Raw genomic sequence first — 21,491 nt, forward strand, 5'->3', positions numbered from 1 at the left:
GTCTAGCTCCAGTAAATCAATCTTTGGCCGCCAATCTTCCCCAAAAGCGGCATTCGTCGCTTCGCTCCTCATCCGTTAATAGATCCCCGCCCACCCACCCCTCCTCGAGATTCCCTAAGGAATCTCTCAGGGGGGCACTTGGGCTAAAAATCAAGAATATACTGCTCCAAATCCGCAGAAGAAGCAAAACCCAACTTGTTCCGCAAGCGCAGCTTCTTCTTACTCACCGAGTCTAGCGCAATATGCAAACTATCCGCAATCTCTTGGTTGGGCGATTTCACCCGAATCAAGGCCGCTAACTTCAGGTCTCCCACAGAAAGCTGTGGATGCTTCTCCTCAAATTGCCGCAAAAAATTCTCATAGGTTTTATTCACCTTATTCCTTAGCCCCTCCCATTGGCTTTTGGCCTGTATCTCCCGTTGCAACTGACGAAGAAGAAACTGCCCCCGCCTGCGAACTTCTGCATTCACTTGCTCTTGCACAAAGGCGCCCAGCTCCCGCTCAAAATTCTTCAAAAAACCATTCTTTTCTTCTAGCCAGATCGCATAATGCAAGAGCTCTTTTTGCTTTAGCTCCAAGCATAAAGCTGCTTTTTCGCTCTCTAGTCTAATTGTTTCTTGCATATACGCCTGTCGACTCAAAACATTTTCTAAACGAGCCAACAGTTCTGTCGAATCTACAGGTTTACGCAAAAAATCTATGGCGCCCAATTCAAAAGCCTGTTGTAGATCTTTGCTGGCCGTATGCACTCCAGTGTGCATAATCACTGGAATATTCGCAAATGTCACTGTTGATTTTAGCAGCTTTAGGGTCTCTAATCCATTGAGTACCGGCATGTCCCAATCCAATAAAATGAGATCTATGGCCAGTTCTTTTAAAAGGTCCAAAGCTCTTTGCCCATTGTTGGCAAAAAGAAGTTGGTAATCTTGAGCCCGAGGATGTAGGGCCTGTAATACCTGCTCAATATATTGTGGTTGGTCGTCTACAAGAAGAATTTTATACATATTAGATCCTGTTCTGATTTTATGAGGGGAAAATAACCTAAGCCATTAATCTAGCAATTAGCTGCTGCTTTTCGGCTTCAAAGTCGGCGGTTTTAGCCTGATACTGCAACTGCAATAATCTGTTTAGCGCCTGATAGATAGGACCATCTGCAGCCTGCTCTTGCCGAAGTTGGTAAAGTCGGCCCACTTCATAGGCATTGAGCGCCTCCAACTCTTTCCGAAGCCCAGAAGCAGCCGTTAGTTGCTGCACCGAAGGGGCCTGCCCAAATTGCCGCTGCTCGCTCTGCTGCGCCGCAAAAGTCCCCATTTCTTCTTGAGGCAAAAAGATGGAAATCAAGAGCCCATTTTGGCTCTCTACACTAATTTTTCCACCCAAAAGCTGCACAAAACTTTGGACCAAAGATAAACCCAGACCACTATTTCCACTCGATTGCTGCTCAAAAAAATGGGCTAGAGCCTCTTCACTAAGGCCTTCCCCCTCATCTTGAATCACTAAGCAAAAACCCTCTTGTTTAGCCACTAAACTTAACCGAATTTGGCCCTTTTCTGGACTAAAGCGTATGGCATTGCTCATCAGGTTGCGCAAAATGGTTTGTAAAAGGTAGGCATCGGTATAAATTTCGGCCTGAGAAGGCGCTTGGACCACTAAGCTAATTTGCTTATCGGCAAGCTGCAACTGAAGAGGGGCCAAAAGATCCCTTTGCAATTGTTCCCACTTATGAAGCTGCAACTGTGGCCGAATCCCCCCCCTTTGCTGTTTAATCCAAGCCAGTAGTTCCTCAAAAAGAAAGTAGAGCTTTTGGGCCGATTCCTCCGCCTGCTGCCCCCACTTCTGCCAACTACTGCCCAAAACGGCCTGGGCCAAAGTTTGGTTGGCCTGCAATAGTTGCCCAAAAGGCCGACGAAGATCATGGGCCAAAATAGCATATAGCTGGTCTTGGTTTTTACTGTATTGCTGCAACTTCGCATAACTCTCCCTAAGCAAACTCCTGTTTTTGGCCAATTGCTTATATAGCCAAAATAAGAAAAATAATAAAAGGAGCAAAGCCACTAAAGCCGATAAATATAACCGGTTATAAGCCTCTTTTTCTTCTCTTAATGCCTGTTCATAACGCAGTTCAGCCTCCTGCTCCCGCAATTCTATATCCTTTTTTAAACTGATGGCCGCCTGCCCAATTTCTAACTCTTTAAGCATGTTGGGCGCCTGCTTCCTGTCCTGAAGGTACTGATTATAAACCTTAGCATAAAATAGAGCTTGCTGAGGCTGCTTACTGGCTTCATAGGCCCGCATGAATACCTCCCAGGCCTTACGCCTCTCATTTTCTTGCATAGCCTGCAAACGCTCCTGCTGGTCCAAACGACGAACAATGTTCATGGCAGCCTCTATGTTCTGGGCCCTAAGCAAGGCGCTCGCTTTATTGATTAGAATAAAGTCTTTAATCGGAAGATAAATCAAGGCACTGTCATAATGTGCTACCGAAGCCAAGTAGTTGCTGTCTCGCTCCAAATAAACCGCTAGGTTCAAATGGGCCAAACCAATTTGTGGACCGATTTGCTCAGCATGCTCTTGGGCTAAAACTAAAGCCCGTTTTGCATAATCTACAGCCTTATCATAGGCCTCTTCTAAATGATGAGCAAAACCATAGTAGGTCAAAAGATTAAATTGCTCCAGCAGTTGGTCCTCTTGTATGTAGGGAGCCGACCTGTCTAAAACCACAAACATAGAGTCAGCCATCTTTAAACGCTTATAGATTAAGGCTAAATTCCGATAGGCCAAACTAATCCCACTCACATCTTCTTGCCGCTCAAAACCTGCTAAAGCATACTGATAGTACCTTTTGGCTTCTTCGCCATAGCCCCGCTTGTAGTAGAGGTTGCCAATGTCAATGTAAATGTAGTTGTTGATTTCTTCCTGACTGACTTTATCCCGCATCAACCTAATAGCATCTTCAAAGGCTTGCATGGCCTTTAGTAGTTGCTCTCGGTCCAAAAGTAATTGTCCCCTTAAAGAGATAAAACCAACCAGCTCACTCCAGTCTTCCAAGGCGCTAGATAGTTGCTCTCCTTGCTCATAAGCAAAAAAGGCTTCCTCAAATTGTCTGAGCTTCTCTGCTTGGCGACCCAGCTCTTTGTAATAGGCGTATCTAGCTTCTGTGGAAAGCTGCTCTGCGGCTATGGCCCTTAAACTATCTAGGCTGGCTTGTTGGCTGTACCCAAAGTAGGGAAGAGCTAATATATAAATAAAGAAGAGGTACTTTTTCATACGATAAGACTTGAACTAGCCAATTTAATGAATCTTTAGCCATTCGCTGACTTATTGCGAAAGTAGACTGAAATATATACTAGGTCCTTGACTAACTAAGCTAGTTTTATCCGTCTAATTTGCCCATAAAAAAAGCTTGTCGAACTAATCGACAAGCTTTTTTACCCTAAGCCAGAAAACTTCTAGTTCTCCTGATAGGTCTGTGCAAAAAAGCGCTTGTAATCAGCAAAGTTGCGCTTTTGCAAAATGGTGCGGTAGTTATTCTGACCAATAAAATAGACCTGATGCGCTGGCGCATCTTCGCCTAAAAACTCTTTGTTTCCTTCTACCGTTTTGTAGTATTCTTGGGCCTCTTTACCCGTTTTGAACTTACGAACAATTAGGGTCGGAAATTTACCGTCCAACATCAAGCTCGATACATTCAAACGAAGCAGACTATAATATTTTTTGTTGTAGTTGCTTATCGCGCCCTTAAAGCTATTGACCTTGGCCGAGGGATTATCAAAACTAATGAGGATGTAGTGGCCCTGAGCCAAGTCATTCTCAAATATTTTATTGAGCTCTTCATCGGCTTCTCCTGCGGCAATGGGCTTCTTCCCGCTGCCTTTAACCTCCTCTCCGGTCAAAATGGCAATCATTTCTTTGGCCTTTTGCTCTTCATCTGTATTGGGGAAGCTAGTGACCACCGCTCTTAGTGCTTGTACATAGGCCTTTTGTCCCTGCATACCACCCTGACAAATAGCGCCCAATAAGGCAAAACGAGCTTTAAGTGGGTTATTGGCCCCATATTTTTTCGCCACCTTTTCTAGGTCCGCATAGGCCGCTTCCGATTTTCCTGCCCGAATCATGGCATAAATGCGCTCATAGTCTGCATTGATGGCCTTGAGATCTTTCTCTTTGGCATTGAGGAAGTTGGGGTCCTGCAATGATTTGGCAATGTCCGAATCGGCATATTGGTCCAAAATACGCCGCTTACATTCTGCCGCTAGGGCCGTTTGGCCAGTTGCACCTGCAATATTGTACATGCTAAATAGGGCCTCTAGCTCTCTAGGGTGGCCTGGAAACCGCTCTTGCAATTCCTTAAATTTATTAAGCGATAACTCATTTTCTCCCAAACGCTCATAATAAAGGGTCGCCACCATAAATAAGGCGTCTCTTAGCTCTTTTTCTGTAGCCTTTTTGCTGGCCTCATCTGCAGGGACACCCGCTTTTTTAAGGAAGTTGCTCACATCTTGCTCCGTAACAGGAGGCAACTCATTGCTGGCAAAATCTGGCCCTTCTGTATCAAAGCCATCACCACTGCTGCGCCGCCAGTTGTCGGCCCAAGGACGATCCCCCCAACGCTTCTTAAAGTCGCGCTCGCCACGCTTGAGCTGGCTGGGGCTATAAAGCGCAAAATTAGATTTTGCAATTTTATTGGCATTGATGACCGAAGGCCCCGCCGCAGGCTTTTTGTCCTGGCTGGCATTGGCCGCCTCTAGCTCTTCTTTACGCTCTTGCTGCACCCATTCTCGCTGCTTTTCATAGGGCCAATTGCTCAACATCAATAAGCTGTCTTTGAGCTCATAGGTTTGCATATTAGTTGCCAAGTCCTTAAGCTGCTGACTTCGGGCAGTTACTGCCGCCAAACGCTCATCCGCTTTTTGCATGCTTCTGCTGGTGGTGTCGTAGTAGTTATAGGCCGGAATATAATCCTTGCGCTTGTAGTATAGCTCTGCCAACATATAGGCGGCTTCTGCTCTTTGGAAACTACCTTCTGGGCTGTTGGCCATGGCTTGCTTTAAAGCCAAAATACCATTTTCTTCACTGCCCGCTCTAAATTGTACTTGGGCCAAAGCAAAGTAAATTTGGTCCTTGTACTCGGCATTTTTACCCTCTCTCAACATCCGCTTGAGGGCGTATTCTGGATTGAATTTTCGGTCTTCTACCGAAGCAGCATTGGTCGCTCTTTTCAAACGAGCATTAAATTCCATCTCATATTTGGGCCGCAACCGAAGTACCCGCTTATAGGTGTCCATGGCCAGTTTGTTCTGCCCCTGCTGCTCGTAAAGCTGCGCCAAAACATAGACATAGCGGTTCTTTTTTCGCTTGCCTCTGGTCAGTTCGATAGCCTGCTCCAATTCTGGAATTGCCTTTTCATATTCTTTCCGTATCAACCAACTATGGGCCAAAACAGCATAGGCTTCAGCCTTGATTTTGCGGCGCACCCGACCATCTTCCAATAACAACCGAAGGTAGGTCCCGGCCTCATCATGACGCCCCAATTCTACATAACTTTTGGCCAACCAAAGCATAGCCTCATAACGCACCGGCGGATGCTTGAGGAAATAGGAGGGAGGGTCCAACTCACTAATGTCTTCTTCCTCAACAGCCTTTTTTTCGGTCTTTTTAGTGCTCTTTTTCTTCTTCGAACGCTTCTTTCTTCGCTTCTTCCGACGACGCTTTTTCTTCCGCTTTTTCCCTTTCTTCTTTTTGGCTCGCTCTTTTTTCTTATAAGCCTTGCGCTCATCAGCCGTCATAGCCGATAGGGCCTTATCTGGATTGTATTTGTCTACAATGTACTTAAAGGTCTCGGCAGATTTCTCATATTCTTGCTTCAAAAACTCGGACTGCCCAACCAAAAAATAACTATCATCTACCCAATGACTAGGGCGGTGCAGCTCAATGTTAATGGCGCATTTCTTAATGGCATTATCTAAGGCCGGAGAAACTGCCTGCCCCGATTCTGCTGCAGCATAGGGATAAAGGGCCAGCAACTGATTGTAGTTGTCTCGATGGCTTTGATTTAAGCTCTTAAAACTTTCATCAACCAAGAGGCCCGCATTATAATAGGCATTGTAGCGGCCAGTTACATTATGATAGGCCTTGCCCAGCCCTGTGGTGGCGCCGTCTTTGGTCTTACAAGCGGCTAAAAGAAACAGTAGGCTGATGCTCAGCCAAATAAATTTTAATGGTCGCATAAGGTAGTTACTAGTAAATTGCTATCTGTACAGTGATTTATTTTTGGGGCCTCAGCTGCGCTGCGCTTGCTGCGGTTACTCCCTTTGGTCGTCGAACTGCACCCTAAAGGGCTTGTTGTCGTCCGGCAGCTCGCAGGTCTGCTCGGCCCTGCGGCTGCGCCGCACTGCCTACCATCGGTTACTCCCTTTGGTCGTCGAACTGCGCCCTAAAGGGCTTGTTGTGGCCAAGGACCGTCTGGCCCTATTTTTTGCCCCAAGTCAAGGGCAGACTAATTTAGAAACGTAAAAAAAGGCTTTTTCTGTTGGTTTAGGGGCAAAAAAGCGAGCTTTTGGGCAGCCAAAGGCTGCCTTTCAAGGACCAAAGGGAGTTTTTGATCGGCCTAGCGATGTGGAGGGGTGGCCGAAGGCCAGACCGAGCCAGCTTGCTGGCGAAGGGCCGAGCAGACCTGCGAGCCCCAAAACGTAGCGCCGACGAGCGCAGCGAGGCGGAGGCCCCAAAAAACAGAAGAATTGAACCGCTTTATTGAAAAAAGCCCTAAGGCCTACAAAAATAAGGGCTTTGTTCGTATTTTCGCCATTTCTGGGCCCTTTCCTTAAAGAGTGGCCCTAAGCATCCCAAAATTTAGATCAAGAGCTTTATGAGCGCTACGCCTAATCATAAAAAGAAGAAAAAGCCACTAATTCCCTGGATCTCTGCCCATCATAAACTGGTGGTGGTCAATGAGCAGACCTATGTAGAGGAGAAAAGTTGGCGCCTGAGTCCCCTCAATGTGGCCCTGGTTTCCAGTAGTATTACCTTGGGGATTATTTTGCTAACCGTTTTGGTCATTCGCTTTTCGCCACTTAGCTATTTGTTATCTTCTAGCAATAAAACGGTGGCTGATTCTGGGGTCCGCAAGGAGCTCAAGCAGTTGTTGTTGCAAATGGATAGCCTGAAAATAGACATGGAAAATAATCAGGCTCAGACCGAAAGCATTAAGCAGCTGGCCAATGCGGAATTTGAGTACGAAAAAGATGTAAAAAAGCCTAAATCGGGCGGAAGCACCGAAACGGGTCAAAAAGCTTCGGTTCAAGGCGTGCCCGAGCAATCTGATGCCACCAAATCGGTAGTGGAAAGTGCCGAAATGGAGCGAGAGCTGGGTTCTTTGATTCAAAGTGTCTTTTTGGAAGATGAGGACCGTCTAGATAAAGAAAGCTTTGTGCCGCCTGTAAAAGGCGTCGTTTCGGATAGTTTTGCTCCTTCTCGGGCGCATTATGGCACCGACCTAGTGGCGCCCAAAGGCTCGGTGGTGCAGGCTGTTCGGGCGGGCACCGTCATTATGTCGAGCTGGTCTGCCGATACGGGCCATATGATTGGGGTGCAGCATAGCAACAACCTGATTTCTTGGTACAAACACAATTCGGCTCGCCTCAAGAAAACGGGCGATCGGGTAAAGGCGGGAGAAGCCGTGGCCATTATTGGCAACTCTGGAGAGATGAGCTCTGGGCCGCATCTGCACTTTGAGCTCTGGTATAATGGGCAACCGATTGATGCACAGAATTATATTGAGTTTTAGACTCCCCAAGCCGCCTTCGGGCGGCTTTTTTATCTCTTTCCCTCAACCCCCGCCCCAAAAACTTGTTTCCTTAAAAAAAGCTATGCAAAAACATAAACTCGTCGTTGCCATTGCTGGGGCCAGCGGCTCTATCTACGCCAAAGTATTATTTGATCGCCTGCTACTTTTGCAAGCCCAATGGGAAAAAGTGGGGGTCGTCATGAGCGATAACGCCAAATACAATTGGGAGCTAGAGCTAGAGAACCAAGACTATAAAAACTACCCCTTTGATTTTTACGACAAAAGGGATTTTATGGCGCCATTTGCTTCGGGATCAGCCCAATATAACAGCATGATTGTTTGCCCCTGCTCTATGGGGTTTTTGGGCCGAATTGCCGCGGGCATTTCCGATGACCTCAGCAGCCGAGCCGCCGATGTCATCCTCAAAGAGCGCCGCAAACTGATTTTGCTGAGCCGAGAAACGCCCCTTAGCCTCATTCATCTGCAAAATATGCAGCGATTAACAGAAGCGGGCGCCATCATTTGCCCTGCCGTTCCCTCTTTTTACTCCAAACCCAAAACCTTTGAGGAACTAGCCGCCACCGTGGTCGATCGGGCCCTAGATTTGGCCGGTTTTCAGTTAAATGATAGCTATCGTTGGGGAGAATCTGCGGACTAGTCGATAAAATCCTTTGGGGCCTCAAGCATTCCTGAAAATCATCTTATATTTGCGGGTGTACCCCTAATTTTTTATTCTATCCAACTTCACTTTATGAAACAGCTCATCACTGTAGACGAGTTTATCATCCGTAAGCAACAAGACCTTCCTTATGCCACTGGCGAACTCTCTGGCTTGTTGAGAGATATTTGCCTAGCTTGCAAAATTATTAGCCGAGAGGTCAATAAGGCAGGCTTAGCCGATATTATTGGCTTGGCGGGCGTAGAAAATGCTTCTGGAGAAACGGTCCAAAAATTAGATATTTTGGCCGACGAAATTCTGCAGGCTTGTCTGCAAAATAGCGGAGAATGCTGCGGCATCGCCTCCGAGGAGCAAGAGAGCTTTGTGGCTTTTGAGCATTGCAAAAAGGCCAAATATGTGGTGGCCTTTGACCCCCTCGATGGCTCTTCTAATATTGATGTGAATGTTTCTATTGGGACCATTTTCGCCATCTATCGCCGCAATTCTCTGGATGGACCCTGTACCCTAGAAGATTTCTTGCAAGATGGGGCCGAACAAGTGGCCGCTGGTTATGTGCTCTATGGCTCTTCTACCATGCTGGTTTATACAACGGGTCAAGGCGTCAACGGCTTTACCCTCGATCCTTCTATCGGAGAGTTTTGTCTCTCTCATCCCGATATCAAGATTCCCGAAAGCAAGAATTATTCAGTCAATCAAAGCCGCTATAAAACCTTCCCCGAAGGGGTCCGCCGCTTTATCGATACTTGCGTAGAAGAAGATATGCGCTTCCGCTATACGGGCTCTATGGTGGCCGATGTGCACCGCACCCTCATCAAAGGAGGTATTTTTATGTATCCCAGTAGCCCAAAATCAACCTCTGGCAAGTTACGCCTACTCTATGAGTGCAACCCTATGGCTTTTGTGATTGAACAGGCAGGGGGAGCCGCTACCAATGGCCAAGAAAGAATTATGGAGCTGGAAATTCAGCAGTTGCACCAACGTACGCCAGTTTATATCGGCTCTAAAGACTTGGTGGAACGCCTGTCTGAAAAAATGGAGCTGTTGCCCAATTTCTAAGCTTATGAGTCAGTCTTTTCCCACTTTGGCCCTAGACCCAGGAAGTGGCCGCAATCTAGAACGGATCAAAAAACAGTTGCCGCTTAGCCATGGACTCCGAGGCTATTATATCATCGGAATTAGCTTCTTGCTTTTTCCCCTGCTGCTTTTTGTTCTCCTTTTTGCCCTGAAAATATTGCCTTCTTTTGCCCTGATGACGGCCTTTATGCTGCTTTTTGAGTTGGCCGCTTTCTATTTCCTCTTTCAGGGAAATAAGATTTTGCAAAATCGGAGTAGCTGCCTAGCCGATGGCGAACTCATAACCGCCCAGCTTATCAGCCAAAAAGAAAAATGGAACTGGGGCAGCTTATCTAAACAATATCAAATAGAGTTGCAATTGGCCAATGGAAAAACAAGCCGCTTTTTTTGGCCCCAAAAAAGTACAAGCGCCCCGCTAAGCCCAAATACTAGCCTCTGGGGACTCTATAACAACCAAAAGGAAATGGCCTGCTTTGTAGAAGAAATTGGCCTGCAATTAGCCGAGGAAATGCTCCCAAAAGGACCTAATCGACGAAGATAAGGAGCCTGCTGTTTTGGGGCCTCCGCCTCCCTTCGGTCGTCGGCGCTACGTTCCAGGGCTCGCAGGTCTGCTCGGCCCTTCGCCGCTTTCAGCGGCTCGGTCTGGCCTACGGCCACCCCTCCACATCGCTAGGCCAATTGCCCCGCCTCCGCGCTGAGCAGCATAAGATAAAAATGCCCCTTTACAACTCAGCGTAAAGGGGCATTCTAGCTATTTGGATAAGGCCCTTTGGAGAAGGCCAAAAACAAGAAAGAACATTAAGACTTTTTTACAGGCACCTTATAGCCAATAGACAACTGCATAATAGGCGTGTTGAGGTAGTCTGTAGTATTGTAGCTGTCGTGTTGCTGCATATAGGCCAATTCAAAGCAAAGCTGTGGATTGAGGTCGTACCCAAGGCCCAAATATAACCAGTTGCGTCCCAATCCCTTAAAACGGAGATTGTCAGCCTGATTAACCCAAATCTCATCAAAAATATGTAGGTAGATGTCCTGATTATCTCCAAAGTTAAAAAGCTTAGATTTAATGGTCATCCGATAGCGAAAGCGGTTGCGGAAAACATTATCTGTTTTGCTCCACTCATCTGTAGCTAAGTTGTGCTCCCACTGATCAACAAAACGATGTTCAAAACGGTACCTGTGAGATACCTTAATCGCCTTGTTGAGCTTATGATGAAAACTGACTTGCTCCCAGATGTTATGCTCATTGCTATGAGGGGCTTTGTCGCTACCCGGTAACGCCCAAGAACCAATATAGGTATAACCTACCGTAGCAGAAAAATGCTTGTTTACGGAATAAGTAACATAGGGACGCTCCAACAAATTTCGCCAGTTCTCTACCCAGTCATCCCGACGGATATGAAACTCATTGCCCAACTTCCATTTGCTATTTAACTTGGCCGTCGTATGCAGAAAAAACCAATTGTTAATTTCATCGGTCTCCTGGGCTTGCACGTTCTGAGAAAAGGAAAAACAAAAGAGGAAAAAAATGCTGAGATAGAAGGAATAATTCTTCATGGAATAAAAGCTTTTAAATGTGCGTAATGTTTTTAGCGTATATTACCTGATTGGTAACTTATACTTTGCAAGTGTAGCCCAAAAAGCTGGGAACTTCTGTGGTATTTCTCACTTTGTAGTTTATTTAGACTAGCTTAAAGTCTTGTTAAATATTAGTTGTACTAATTGTTCAACTTGAGAGAACTGCCTTTTGAGGCCTATTGTCTACCTTTGTATTGGCCCAACTAACCTAACTTTCCAGAATTCATGCGAAACTATATCTACAGCCTTTGTTGCCTATTCTTTAGCTGCACGCTTTTAGCCCAACCCAAATTAACCCCCGAGCTTTATCAGGATAGTCTGGCCCAACTGACTACACTCAAAGAGCAGCAGGCGGTCCTTATGCGCTATTATCAAAAGAGCTTTGCTCAAGCAGAGCCCATACTCCCTTTTTGGCGAAATAGCAGCTTCCAAGAGGCCGCCGATTGGGCCTTGGTCAATCTTGCTTTTGCTTATGTAAGTATGGAAGGAAAAGAAATCAAGGGAAAAAAACGCTACCTAACCGAGCTAAAGGCCTTTGTCTTAGAGCAAGAGCGCTGGGCCGAGCAAGAGGCTGCCGCTAGCTTGCCTTATTACTATTTTGCCGATTATTATCTGGGCTACCTAGAAAATCGACCTGTTTTAGAACAAAAAGAGCGCTTAGAAAAAGCCTTGAACTGGCTAGAAAAAAATCCAGATCGCTATTCGGAAAAGCTGAAGTTCTCTCTCTATAAAGAAGGCGCTTATTTCCATTTTGGCCTAAGCAACGAAGCCGAAATTTCTCTAAAATGGGCCAAGCAGTTGGCCAAGCTGGAACAACCAAATGCCCGATTTGTCGCCTACTCTCTTATGGCGCAAATCTATCGAAAGAAAGGAAACTTTGAACGCACCCTAGAGGCCCTAGCCGCCCTAGATGGCGAACCCCTACCTGCTGGGGTCCAAGCAAAAAACTTGGCCAGTAAAGGAATCTGCTATTATGAGTTGGGCCAAAATGAACAAGCCTTACCCCTCCTAAAAAAGGCTAGCCAACTATTTACAGAATTAGGCCAAAAAAATAGCTTTTTTGCCCTAGAAGCAACCGCCTATTTGGCCCTCTTAGATGAGGAGAGTAGCAGCAATATCCAGCTAACCAAATTGCTGCTGAGCTACGGAGGCCATGCACAGTTTCCCCTACTCAAAGCACATATTCATCAACTAAAGAAGGATAAGAATATCCAAGGCCTTGAAGATCTGGCCAACAACCTAGCCCAAGCCCGAAAACAAGGGGCTGTTTTTAGAGAACTAGCCAAAAATCAAGAAGTCTATATCGCCCTCGGCCAAGCCGCCCTCAGCCTAAATAGAGCCGATCTAGCCAAGCCGTATTTTGAGGAAGCTATCCGCTTCCAAACCGCTGGCTTAGGCCAAAAAGAGGGCCTGGCTCAACTTAAAGGCCAAGAAGGCCTCGCCATTTTATGGGGAATCTATCAAACCCAAAAGATAAGCTCCGCCCCTCTGCTAGAGCAATACCACAGCTGCCAAATGGCTATTTCCTTGGCCAAAGAATTAGAAAAACAACTGGGCTCCAAAGGCGGAAAAGCCGCACTGAAAGCCCAAACAGAAAAAGTCTATGAGGCTTTTATCAAAACAGCCATGGCCCTAGATCAAGCAGAAAAAAATCCCATTTATATCCAACAGGCATTTATCGAAATTGAGCTGGCCAAGGGCAGCTGGCTCCTTAGCTCTTTACGCAATAAGGAAGCTCAACAGCTAGGCAAGATCTCTGCCGAACTCTTGGCCGAAGAACGCAGCCTGCGCCAAGATATTAGTTATTATCAGGCCCAGTTTAGCCGAGCCAAACGAAAGATAGATAGCCTGAAAGCCCAAAAAATACAGGCCGTCCTTTTTCAAAAACGCCAAGCACTAGACGAGCTGTTGAGCCAGTTGGCCCAAAAGTACCCTAGCTATACCAAATGGCAAGAGGAACTAAAACAACTCGATATTAAACAACTAAAAGAAAAATTGAAGACAGAAAAATATAGCCTGCTAACTTATTTTATGGGGCCCCAAAATAGCTATTGCTTTTTGCTGGAAAATGAAGAAATTAAGCTCTTTAACCTCGGCCCAACAACAAACCTTCGTGAACAGTTACAAGATTTTCAACAACTCGTCCAACAACCCAGAGAAAGCCTAAAACCTTTCAAAAACAAGTTTATTCGCCTCGCCCATAAACTGTATCAACAGCTGATCCCCCAACGCCCAAAATATGATTTACTCATTTCACCTCATGCCGAATTATCCCAACTCGCTTTTAGCTGCCTGCTGCCCAAGGCCGAAGAAAAACCCTTTAGTCGCCTAGATTATCTCATAAGATCTTATGCCATTAGCTACCTCTATGCAGCCAATTTTTATCTGCAACCAGCCAAAAAAACTTCCGCAAAAGGCTTTTTGGCTATGGCGCCTAGCTATCAGGGCCAAGGACAAGCCATTGACCGACAAGCACTGGATTGGAGCCAAGCCCGAAAACAATTGCAGCCACTAGCCGGCGCTACCGCCGAACTCGATTTTCTAGAAACCCATTTTAAGGGCCAGTTTTTACGCCAAGAACAGGCCAATGAACAAGCATTTAGACAGCTAGCACCCCAAGCACAGTTTATCCATCTCGCTATGCACGCCATTACCGACCCTATGGCGCCTAGCTATTCGGCCCTCTTTTTTAGCAAAACTCAAGATAGCCTCCAAGATGATTTATTGCTGGCTTATGAATTGCCCAGCCTTCAGCTGGCCGCCGATTTGGTGGTGCTCTCTGCCTGCCAAACTGCCGCAGGCCGCTATCAAATCGGAGAAGGAGCCCAGAGCCTCGGCCTAGGCTTCCGTTATGCCGGCGCCGCTAGCACGCTGAGCACCCTTTGGGAGGTCAATGATGAGAGTAGCCGCCTTTTGATGGAGCTCTTTTATAGCTACCTACAGACCGGCCAACGAAAGGATAAGGCCCTGCAGGCCGCCCAAATTCGCTACCTAGAGTTGGTGGACCAAAATGAGGTGGCCGCCCAGCCTTTTTTCTGGGCCGCTTGGTGGCTGAGCGGCAATAGTAACGCCCTCGAGTTACCCCAAAAAACTAATTATGGGCCATTTGTTTGGGCTGCCGTTTTTGCCCTCTTTTTAGTTTTCGGCTGGCTGATTTATCAAGCCAAAAAGTAGTGTTCTCTTTATATTTTGGGGCCCGCGGCCAGCTAGCCGAAGGCTAGCTGGCCGCCGCTATGCTGCGCCGCTCGCAGGTCTGCTCGGCCCTGCAGCCGCCTAGGGCGGCTTTGGTCTGGCCCTTCGGGCCACGGCTGCGCAGCGCTGGGCCAAGCCAGCCCTTGGCCCAATTCCCTTGCGCTTGGCCAAAAAAAAAGACCTCCAACTCTGGAGGTCTTTTTTGTTTCGCCCGGTCTAGCCTAAAACTGATATTGTAACTGAATAGATAGGTCGTTGTTGTATAACTTATAAGGCAATCTGCTCAATTTTAACTCATTGCCATTTTGCTCGGGCAACAGACATTCATCCTGCGGAAGCTTATCTTCTTCTAGCAATTGGGCCGAAACCTCTTGGTTGGCCTGATGCGCTTTTTGTCGGCTGTTTTTGGCCAAGTTGGCAAAAGCCAAATTGCACTGTACCCCCAACTTTAATTGCTCATTAAGCTGATAATGATAGCCCAAAACAACAGCAGAAGACCAACTATTAAAACCCAAATCATCTGCAGTACGCTGGCCATTGGTCATCTGTACAGGCAATAGGTAGCTAACTTTTGCCCCCATCTGCAACTGATGCTTAGGCAACAGCTTGTAGTTGAGCAAAATAGGCAGCTCCAAAAATTCTAAACGCTTAATGGCTTGAATTTGCTCCTCCTGAAGCTCTCCATTCCACTCTAGCATCGCCATTTCACTTCTGTTGCCTAGCTGCTGCATATTCTTATACTGCAAACCCATTTCTAGCGAAAACTGATCATCTAGCTCTTGCTGCAGCTGTAGCCCTAGCTGAACACCTAAGGCCTTAGCTTGCGCATTAAGGCCCAAATTAGCCGATAGCTGTAGCTTTTTGCCGCCCTTGTGGTAACGGTCCAAAACAATCATTGGCGTATCAAGAGTCGTTTTTTGGCTATGGTGAAGCTGCTGCTGAAAACTGCCCTTTTCTAAAAAAGACAAATTTTCTAAACGCTGAATCTCGCGAAGCTGCTCGGCTTTGGCGCGGCTACTAGCAGAATATACATAGCGGGTGGGCAAAATCGTTTGCTTCACCTCTGGATGCATATTCTGGCCCTTTTCTGTAGCGTTTTGCTCTTCTTCTAGCAAAATAACTTTTTGGGCCTTAGGGGCCAAGCTCGCCACTACTTTTTCTTTAGTTGGTTTTTCTGGGGGAGGAGGAGGCGTACTATTCGCCGTTGCCAAAGGCAATACTTCTTCTGAAGTTGTAGCCGCTAGCGCTCGCTCTTCTAGTTGAATGAGCTGGGGCTCGGCAGCTTTTTCTAAGAGGGCTTCTTTTTGGGCCATCTTTTGGGGCATCCCTAAAAAGGGTAGACAATATTGATAGGCCAAAACGCCAGCTCCACTAGCAAGCACAAAAGCACCCATCACCAACCAATTGCTCCAGGCAGAATTGCCCTTGGCGCCCGTTAGCTGGATTTGGTCGAGCCTTTTGTCCATATCCTCCCAAGCAGCAGGCGGCATCTCAAACTGATGGCCTTCTAATTGAGAGCGGATAAAATCATCATCTTGTTCGTAAAACTGCTTCATTTGCTAAAGCGATTTATTTTGGGTGGTTCATATAATGTTTGTACAAAAAATGGGGCCAACTTAGCGAGCAGTTTCATAGCGCTTTTGCTGTTCGAGCAAAGACCGAAGTTCTTTGCGCGCATTGGCCAAATGCCATTTGGAGGTCCCTACAGAAATGCCGAGCATCTCTGCAATTTCTTTGTGCTTATAGCCATCTACTACATAGAGGTTGAAGACACTACGGCTAGCATTAGGGAGCCGATGAATCAAGCGGAAGAGGTCCTCGGCTTGCAGTTGCTGCAAGCTGCCATTATGGACCGCCCCATCTCGCTCTATATTATAGTTAATGACTTGCTTGTACTTGGTGTTTCGGCGAACATGGTCAATAGCACTATTAAAGACAATTTTGGCAATCCAACCTGCTAGGTTGTTGCTATCTTTATACTTGTCTAAAGAAGTAAACACCTTGAGAAAGGAGGTGTTAAGTATATCTAGAGCCTCTTCCTGGTTTTTGGTATAACGCATAGCAATGCCATACATCCGTCCGTAATACTTTTCGTACAAATGCTTTTGGGCCAATCGGTCGCCTTTGCGGCAGCCTTGGATGAGTTCTTTATCTGTACTTTTGTTAGAATATCTCATGCAATAAATTGCTTTTGGCAAGGTGATTTATAACCAAGATGCAAGAACTGCAGCTTTTGGTCATCTTAGGGAGGACTGAGAATAATTTTTTGCCCTATTTTAGAGGCCTTCTCATTAAGTAGTAGAGTTTGTGCTATAACGTTCTTTTTATAGAATAAAGAAAAGAGGGCCCTAGGGGCCATTTTGTTTAAGAACGGAGGCTAGGCTCTAATGGTTGGTGAGCAAGATCTTAAAACTGAGCTTTTTCTGTTGGGCCAGGCGCTTTTGGCCTAGCGATGTGCAGGGGGGGCCGAAGGCCAGACCAAAGCGCTGAAAGCGCTGCAGGGCCGAGCGAAGAGCGAGCCCCGAAACGTAGCGCCGCAAGGCGAAGCCGCAGCGGAGGCCCCAAAAAAATAAACATTCTTTTGAAGCTCTTTCTCCAACGCCTATCTATATAAATTAGTCTATGCGATTTCTATATTATCTTGTTTTTGCGCTCTTTTTTTGCAGTTTTTGGGCCTGTGATGCCCCGCTTTCGCTTAGTATTGCCGAGGCCAAGCAGCGAGCTCAAAAAGAGTTTCGCCTAAAAGACACTTTGGGCATTGGGATTAAGCAGGTGATGCAGGATAGTCAGCACCATTGGTTGGTGGCCTATAATAAGGTGCATAAATTGTCTGCTATCTATTTGTTTCGGGCCGAAAATGCCCGGGAGCATAGCCATCATATTTCTCTTAAGCATAAGCAAAAGGCCAAAATTACAGAACTGCATTTTGAGGATGTGACCTATGACGGCAACTTGGAGCTCTTGGTCTATTTGCACTATGATTTTGACCTCTCTTATCAGGGTAAGGAGCTGGTCATTTTTCGCTACCCTTTTGATACGCTTCGGCAAGAAGAAATTTTTAGCTTCCCCCTGCAACAACAGTGGGAACATGTAGATTCTTTTGACCAAAAATACGGCCTGCCCCTACATGAAAGGCGGATTGATTATTTGGTGACCCCCGAGTTTTTTGAGGGCAATATTTTGCTGCGTGGAACCATTGAGGGGCGGCAAAATCATTTGCTAGAGTTTAGCTGGGATAAGGGCATCGAGGAGTTTAAGAAGGTGCTAGATGAAGATGTGCATGAAGAGGAGGAAGAGGCCCATAAGGGCGGCATTTTGGGCAAGATCAAGGGGGCAAAACGCCTGTTTGAGGTGGTGGCCCATGAGGAGGGCTGCAAGGCTTATATTATAGAGGATCTGGCGGGACATGTGATTAAAATGCCCAAAAATATTCATGATGCCCTGCTTTGCTCGCCCATTACTTCGCTCTCTAATGATGGCCATTATTTGCTGTATATGGACCATCCCCACAACCAGTTTCGGCTCTATGATTTTAATGCCGATAAGCAAGAGGTCATTTTGCCTCAACTCTCTACCCTAGAGGGCTTGTCTACCGTGATTTGGCGCAAAAAAAATGGCCGCCTGAGCTGCTTGTTTGTGGCCGTGAATTTTGAGGAGTATAGCCAAAAAACAGCCCTTTATTTTTGCGAGGAACAAAAAGAAGGGCCTTGGCGCATCCAAGTTTTTGACCTGCCCATTTATTATGAATGCAATCATGAGGGCGAATGTGCCCCGCTCAAAGATTATCATTTCAAATTGGGCCCCCGCAAGAATTTTCTCTATCGCCGCAGCAAAAACGATGATTGGCAACTTTTCCCTTTAGAGCAGAACTAGATGATTTTTTTGGGGCTGCCCCTTCGCTTCGCTCGGGTCGCTCCCTTCTGGGCTCGCAGTTCTGCTCGGCCCTGCGTTTTTTTCGCTGCGCTCAAAAAACTGGGTCTGGCCTTCGGCCCCCCTACAGGCAGCTCAGCCTGCGGCGGCTTTGCCGCCTGCTAGACGCAATTGGGCCAAAATCTGCTTTTTTAACAAACTTTTTTGATCCCTTTTTGCTAAAGAGAGCAAAGGAAAGCTGAAAACAAGCCTACCTTTGCGCAACTATTACATCCCTTCCCCCCCTTTTTATCATCTCTATTAAAGTAGTTAATAATGCTCACGCAAGCAATTCTGGAAGGTTTGGGCCTTGGCCTATTACTTAGCATCATGACCGGCCCCATTTTCTTTACCATCCTGCAAGTGAGTATAGAAAAAGGCAGCCGCTCAGGAATTGCCCTAGTGGCAGGCCAATGGATCAGCGATTTTATTTATATTGGTATTAGTAGCTATTTAGCAAAGTTCTTAATTTCTTGGACCAAAGAAAGTGAGTTAGGGCAAGACCTAGAGTTCTACCTGAGCATAGGCGGCGGAGCTTTCCTTATTCTTTTAGGCCTGTTGCTGCTGTTTAGCCCGCTGCCCAAAGCAAAAACAAAGGAAAAACCCCTAAGCAATAAACAAGCGGGGCAGTATTTTCTACAAGGCTTTCTAATTAACAGCCTAACCCCCTTTCCGCTCTTCTTTTGGTTCACTAGTATCGGAACAGCCTATAGCAGAGGCTACAGCCAAACAGATCTCGTCTTTTTTGGTGTGGCCATTATGCTCATGGTGATCTTAACCGATTTTTTAAAAGTTTTTCTGGCTAGCCGACTCCGCCAATTGTTAAATGAACTTTGGCTCAAGCGAATACGTTGGGTCGCTAGCTTTGGCCTAATTATTTCAGGTTTATTGTTTTGGCTTCGCCTACTTTGGCTAAGCTAAAGTTCCCCATCACATACAAAATTAGCACTATGAAAAAACGTCTTTGGAAATCCTTTTTATTTGCTGCCGCCACCCTCGGAAGCAGCTTGGCCCAAGCACAAACTGCTAGCGAAAATATTCTGCTCTTTGATGCCAATTGTATGCAGGAATATGAATATCAGGCCGTCGATAAATATACAGAATCAGCCTTTCATGATTTTATGTTGCAAGTTTCCCCAAAACAAAAGTTGGCCTTTAGAGTAAAGACCAACAACCTAAATGCAGAACTCTTAGAAGCGCTTCCCCAAAAAGCCCTAGGCTGTGCAGATTTAAGCAGCATCAATGGCCAGTTTATTCAAGAGGTCAATAGCCTGAAAAAATCAGTGAATATTGCCGTCTATAATGAACAAACCAAACGCTACCATATCCATCAGGTGAGCCAAATTGCTAGCTATACCGAAAATGATAAGCAGCTGAGCTATAAGGACCGCCGACATAGCTTTGTCTATGCCGCCAACGAAATCAATAGCGGTGAAGACCTAGACGCTACCCCCGAAGGAAAGGTCCTCTTTGTCGATAATGACCAATTGAGCTGCCTCAAACAACGACAGTTTCGCTCTTTTGACCGCCTGCAAGCCCGCCTTTCTGAAAACCTCTATTTTTTAGAGGGAATCGGACTCTACCTAGTTCAACAACAAAGCGGTAGCCTGCAACTGAAAAGAATAGACAAGAAGACCATCCCCGAACATATCCGAGCCCTTTGCTACCAAAAAATGCAGGAAGAAAATGGCATCGCTAGCCGAGGAACTAAGTCAGCCGATGAGCAAAAGAAAAGAGCTGGGGCGACTTCTGCCGAAGACCAAAAAGCACGAAAGGGGGTGATGCATGGTGGACTCCGTTCTCCCTTTGATGCCGAACCTATTCCAGCCGAAACAAAAAAACAAGCGGGCCCTGCCGAGAAGAAAACTAGCGAAAAAACGCCTGCTGTGGTCAATAATGACCCCAACTATTATATTGTGCAAGAGAATGATAATCTCTATAAGATTGCCGAGAAATATAATACAAGAGTAGATGTTCTCATGGGGCTCAATGGCCTGAGCTCGACTAAAATCGATAGAGGCCGCCGAATTAAGGTGGTCAATGATGGAAGTTATGTAGACCCCAATCCTTATATCCGTACCGATGAGAAATCAGGGAAGAAGTATAAGGTGCATGTGGTCCGACAAGGTGAAAACCTTTATGATATTGCCAAAAAATACGGCCTGACCATGACGCAATTGGTCCAAGTTAACAAGCTGCCTACCGAAAAGGCGAGCATCGATCAAGAGTTAATTGTGGGCTTAGCCAACTAAATTATCTTTGCCCAAATAGAAAAGGGGCGCTCGCTATTGGCGAGCGCCCCTTTTTGCGTTTTCGCTAGGGCCGTTGGGCGCCCAAAGCAAACACCATAGGAATTTTATCCTCTAGGCCCTTGATTTGGTAGCCTTTGGGATGCGCTACAGTATTATTAAAGCAATTGTAAGGCGAAAACTTATACTCTTTGAGGTAGCTGAGTTGCCAGCCTGCTCCTTCGGTTAGGGCGGCGGTCATTTCGGAAAGGCTGTGGTTCCAGCCATAAGATTTTCCTAGGATCTCGGCTTCTCTGTTGGCATAGCTGCCCTCTTCTTCGGTTTCAATAGCGCCCTGGTCAAAGTAGCTATATTGGATATAGCTAAAGTTGTCATCAAACATCCAGACGATAGGGTGAAACTCGACCAGCATAAATTCTCCCCCCCTTTTGAGTAAGGGCCCAATTTCTTGGCCCCATTGCAGCAGATCGGGTAGCCAATAGACCACCCCATAAGAACAAAAGATGAGATCAAAGGGGGCTTCTTGGGCCAAAACCTCTTGGGCGTCTAGTACATTACCCTGGTAAAAACGGGCATTGAGGTTGAGCGCTTTGGCTAGGCTTTGGGCCTTGGCAATGGCGGTTTCGGAGAGGTCTAGGCCCACGACTTCTGCGCCCATGCGGGCCAAAGACAGACTATCTTGCCCAAAATGACATTGTAGATGTAAGACTCGTTTGCCCGATAAGTCGGTCGCCAATAAGGAGCGCTCTATAGACTGCAAGCTCGTTTGCCCTTGCATAAAAGCGTCTTGCTGATAAAATTCAGTTTCGGGATGCAAAGCCGCTCTTTGCTCCCAAACGGCCTTATTGGCCAAAATTTGTTCTTGGTAATTCATGCGATGGATTGATTTTTTTGGATGGGACAGGCCCGAAGGGCCGCAGGCTGAGGGATGGAAAGGGTGGCCCGCAGGGCCAGACCCAAGTTTTTTGAAGCGCAGCGAAAAAAACTGCAGGGCCGAGCAGACCTGCGAGCCCGGCACAGCCCGACC

At 46.5% G+C, this 21,491-nt stretch carries 15 protein-coding genes; 8 read left to right on the plus strand and 7 right to left on the minus strand.

Going from position 1 to position 21,491, the window contains the following annotated elements; all coding sequences use genetic code 11:
* Window positions 1–143 precede the first annotated feature (143 nt).
* The 3 genes from SAPGRDRAFT_RS19890 to SAPGRDRAFT_RS13220 all read right to left on the minus strand — a co-directional run bounded on the left by SAPGRDRAFT_RS19890 (window position 144) and on the right by SAPGRDRAFT_RS13220 (window position 6,227).
* Window positions 144–1,004 carry a response regulator gene (locus SAPGRDRAFT_RS19890; protein WP_002659710.1) on the minus strand — a complete coding sequence of 287 codons (861 nt, stop codon included), beginning with the start codon at window positions 1,002–1,004 and terminating at the stop codon, window positions 144–146.
* A 37-nt stretch (window positions 1,005–1,041) separates the two neighbouring features.
* Window positions 1,042–3,267 (minus strand): sensor histidine kinase, encoded by a 2,226-nt coding sequence (locus SAPGRDRAFT_RS13215; protein WP_002659711.1) that lies wholly within the window; start codon window positions 3,265–3,267, stop codon window positions 1,042–1,044.
* A 182-nt stretch (window positions 3,268–3,449) separates the two neighbouring features.
* Window positions 3,450–6,227, minus strand: coding sequence for a tetratricopeptide repeat protein (locus SAPGRDRAFT_RS13220; RefSeq protein WP_002659712.1), 2,778 nt, complete (start codon window positions 6,225–6,227; stop codon window positions 3,450–3,452).
* 638 nt (window positions 6,228–6,865) lie between these two features.
* Between SAPGRDRAFT_RS13220 and SAPGRDRAFT_RS13230 the strand changes: the two genes are divergently transcribed.
* From SAPGRDRAFT_RS13230 to SAPGRDRAFT_RS13245, 4 genes are all read left to right on the plus strand, one after another.
* Window positions 6,866–7,783 carry a M23 family metallopeptidase gene (locus SAPGRDRAFT_RS13230; protein ID WP_002659713.1) on the plus strand — a complete coding sequence of 306 codons (918 nt, stop codon included), beginning with the start codon at window positions 6,866–6,868 and terminating at the stop codon, window positions 7,781–7,783.
* Between the two features lie 82 nt (window positions 7,784–7,865).
* Entirely contained in the window at window positions 7,866–8,441 is a 576-nt protein-coding gene (locus tag SAPGRDRAFT_RS13235) for a UbiX family flavin prenyltransferase (RefSeq protein ID WP_002659714.1), read from the plus strand.
* A 93-nt stretch (window positions 8,442–8,534) separates the two neighbouring features.
* A complete protein-coding gene (fbp, locus tag SAPGRDRAFT_RS13240) occupies window positions 8,535–9,518 on the plus strand; it encodes a class 1 fructose-bisphosphatase (RefSeq protein ID WP_002659715.1) in 984 nt (327 codons plus the stop codon).
* Between the two features lie 4 nt (window positions 9,519–9,522).
* Window positions 9,523–10,077 (plus strand): hypothetical protein, encoded by a 555-nt coding sequence (locus tag SAPGRDRAFT_RS13245; protein WP_002659716.1) that lies wholly within the window; start codon window positions 9,523–9,525, stop codon window positions 10,075–10,077.
* Between the two features lie 257 nt (window positions 10,078–10,334).
* Here the strand turns inward: SAPGRDRAFT_RS13245 and SAPGRDRAFT_RS13250 are convergent, their stop codons facing one another.
* Window positions 10,335–11,093 carry a DUF2490 domain-containing protein gene (locus SAPGRDRAFT_RS13250; RefSeq protein WP_002659717.1) on the minus strand — a complete coding sequence of 253 codons (759 nt, stop codon included), beginning with the start codon at window positions 11,091–11,093 and terminating at the stop codon, window positions 10,335–10,337.
* A 246-nt stretch (window positions 11,094–11,339) separates the two neighbouring features.
* On the opposite strand from SAPGRDRAFT_RS13250, the gene SAPGRDRAFT_RS13255 reads away from it, so the two are divergent.
* A complete protein-coding gene (locus tag SAPGRDRAFT_RS13255) occupies window positions 11,340–14,288 on the plus strand; it encodes a CHAT domain-containing protein (protein ID WP_002659718.1) in 2,949 nt (982 codons plus the stop codon).
* 239 nt (window positions 14,289–14,527) lie between these two features.
* Here the strand turns inward: SAPGRDRAFT_RS13255 and SAPGRDRAFT_RS13260 are convergent, their stop codons facing one another.
* Complete coding sequence (locus SAPGRDRAFT_RS13260; RefSeq protein WP_002659719.1) at window positions 14,528–15,862, minus strand: hypothetical protein; 1,335 nt, start codon at window positions 15,860–15,862, stop codon at window positions 14,528–14,530.
* Window positions 15,863–15,922: 60 nt separating this feature from the next.
* A complete protein-coding gene (locus SAPGRDRAFT_RS13265; protein WP_002659721.1) occupies window positions 15,923–16,483 on the minus strand; it encodes an RNA polymerase sigma factor in 561 nt (186 codons plus the stop codon).
* 445 nt (window positions 16,484–16,928) lie between these two features.
* Here SAPGRDRAFT_RS13265 and SAPGRDRAFT_RS13270 point away from each other — a divergent pair, with 445 nt between their 5' ends.
* From SAPGRDRAFT_RS13270 to SAPGRDRAFT_RS13280, 3 genes are all read left to right on the plus strand, one after another.
* Window positions 16,929–18,179: a hypothetical protein gene (locus tag SAPGRDRAFT_RS13270; protein ID WP_002659723.1), complete on the plus strand. Its 1,251-nt coding sequence runs from the start codon at window positions 16,929–16,931 to the stop codon at window positions 18,177–18,179.
* Between the two features lie 312 nt (window positions 18,180–18,491).
* On the plus strand, window positions 18,492–19,136 hold the full coding sequence (locus tag SAPGRDRAFT_RS13275; RefSeq protein WP_002659724.1) for a LysE family transporter: 645 nt from the start codon (window positions 18,492–18,494) through the stop codon (window positions 19,134–19,136).
* 29 nt (window positions 19,137–19,165) lie between these two features.
* Window positions 19,166–20,467 (plus strand): muramidase family protein, encoded by a 1,302-nt coding sequence (locus SAPGRDRAFT_RS13280; protein ID WP_002659726.1) that lies wholly within the window; start codon window positions 19,166–19,168, stop codon window positions 20,465–20,467.
* A 64-nt stretch (window positions 20,468–20,531) separates the two neighbouring features.
* Here the strand turns inward: SAPGRDRAFT_RS13280 and SAPGRDRAFT_RS13285 are convergent, their stop codons facing one another.
* Window positions 20,532–21,338, minus strand: a complete 807-nt coding sequence (locus SAPGRDRAFT_RS13285) for a class I SAM-dependent methyltransferase (RefSeq protein WP_002659728.1) — start codon at window positions 21,336–21,338, stop codon at window positions 20,532–20,534.
* Window positions 21,339–21,491 lie beyond the last annotated feature (153 nt).

Source organism: Saprospira grandis DSM 2844, assembly GCF_000275825.1.
Taxonomy (GTDB): domain Bacteria; phylum Bacteroidota; class Bacteroidia; order Chitinophagales; family Saprospiraceae; genus Saprospira; species Saprospira grandis_A.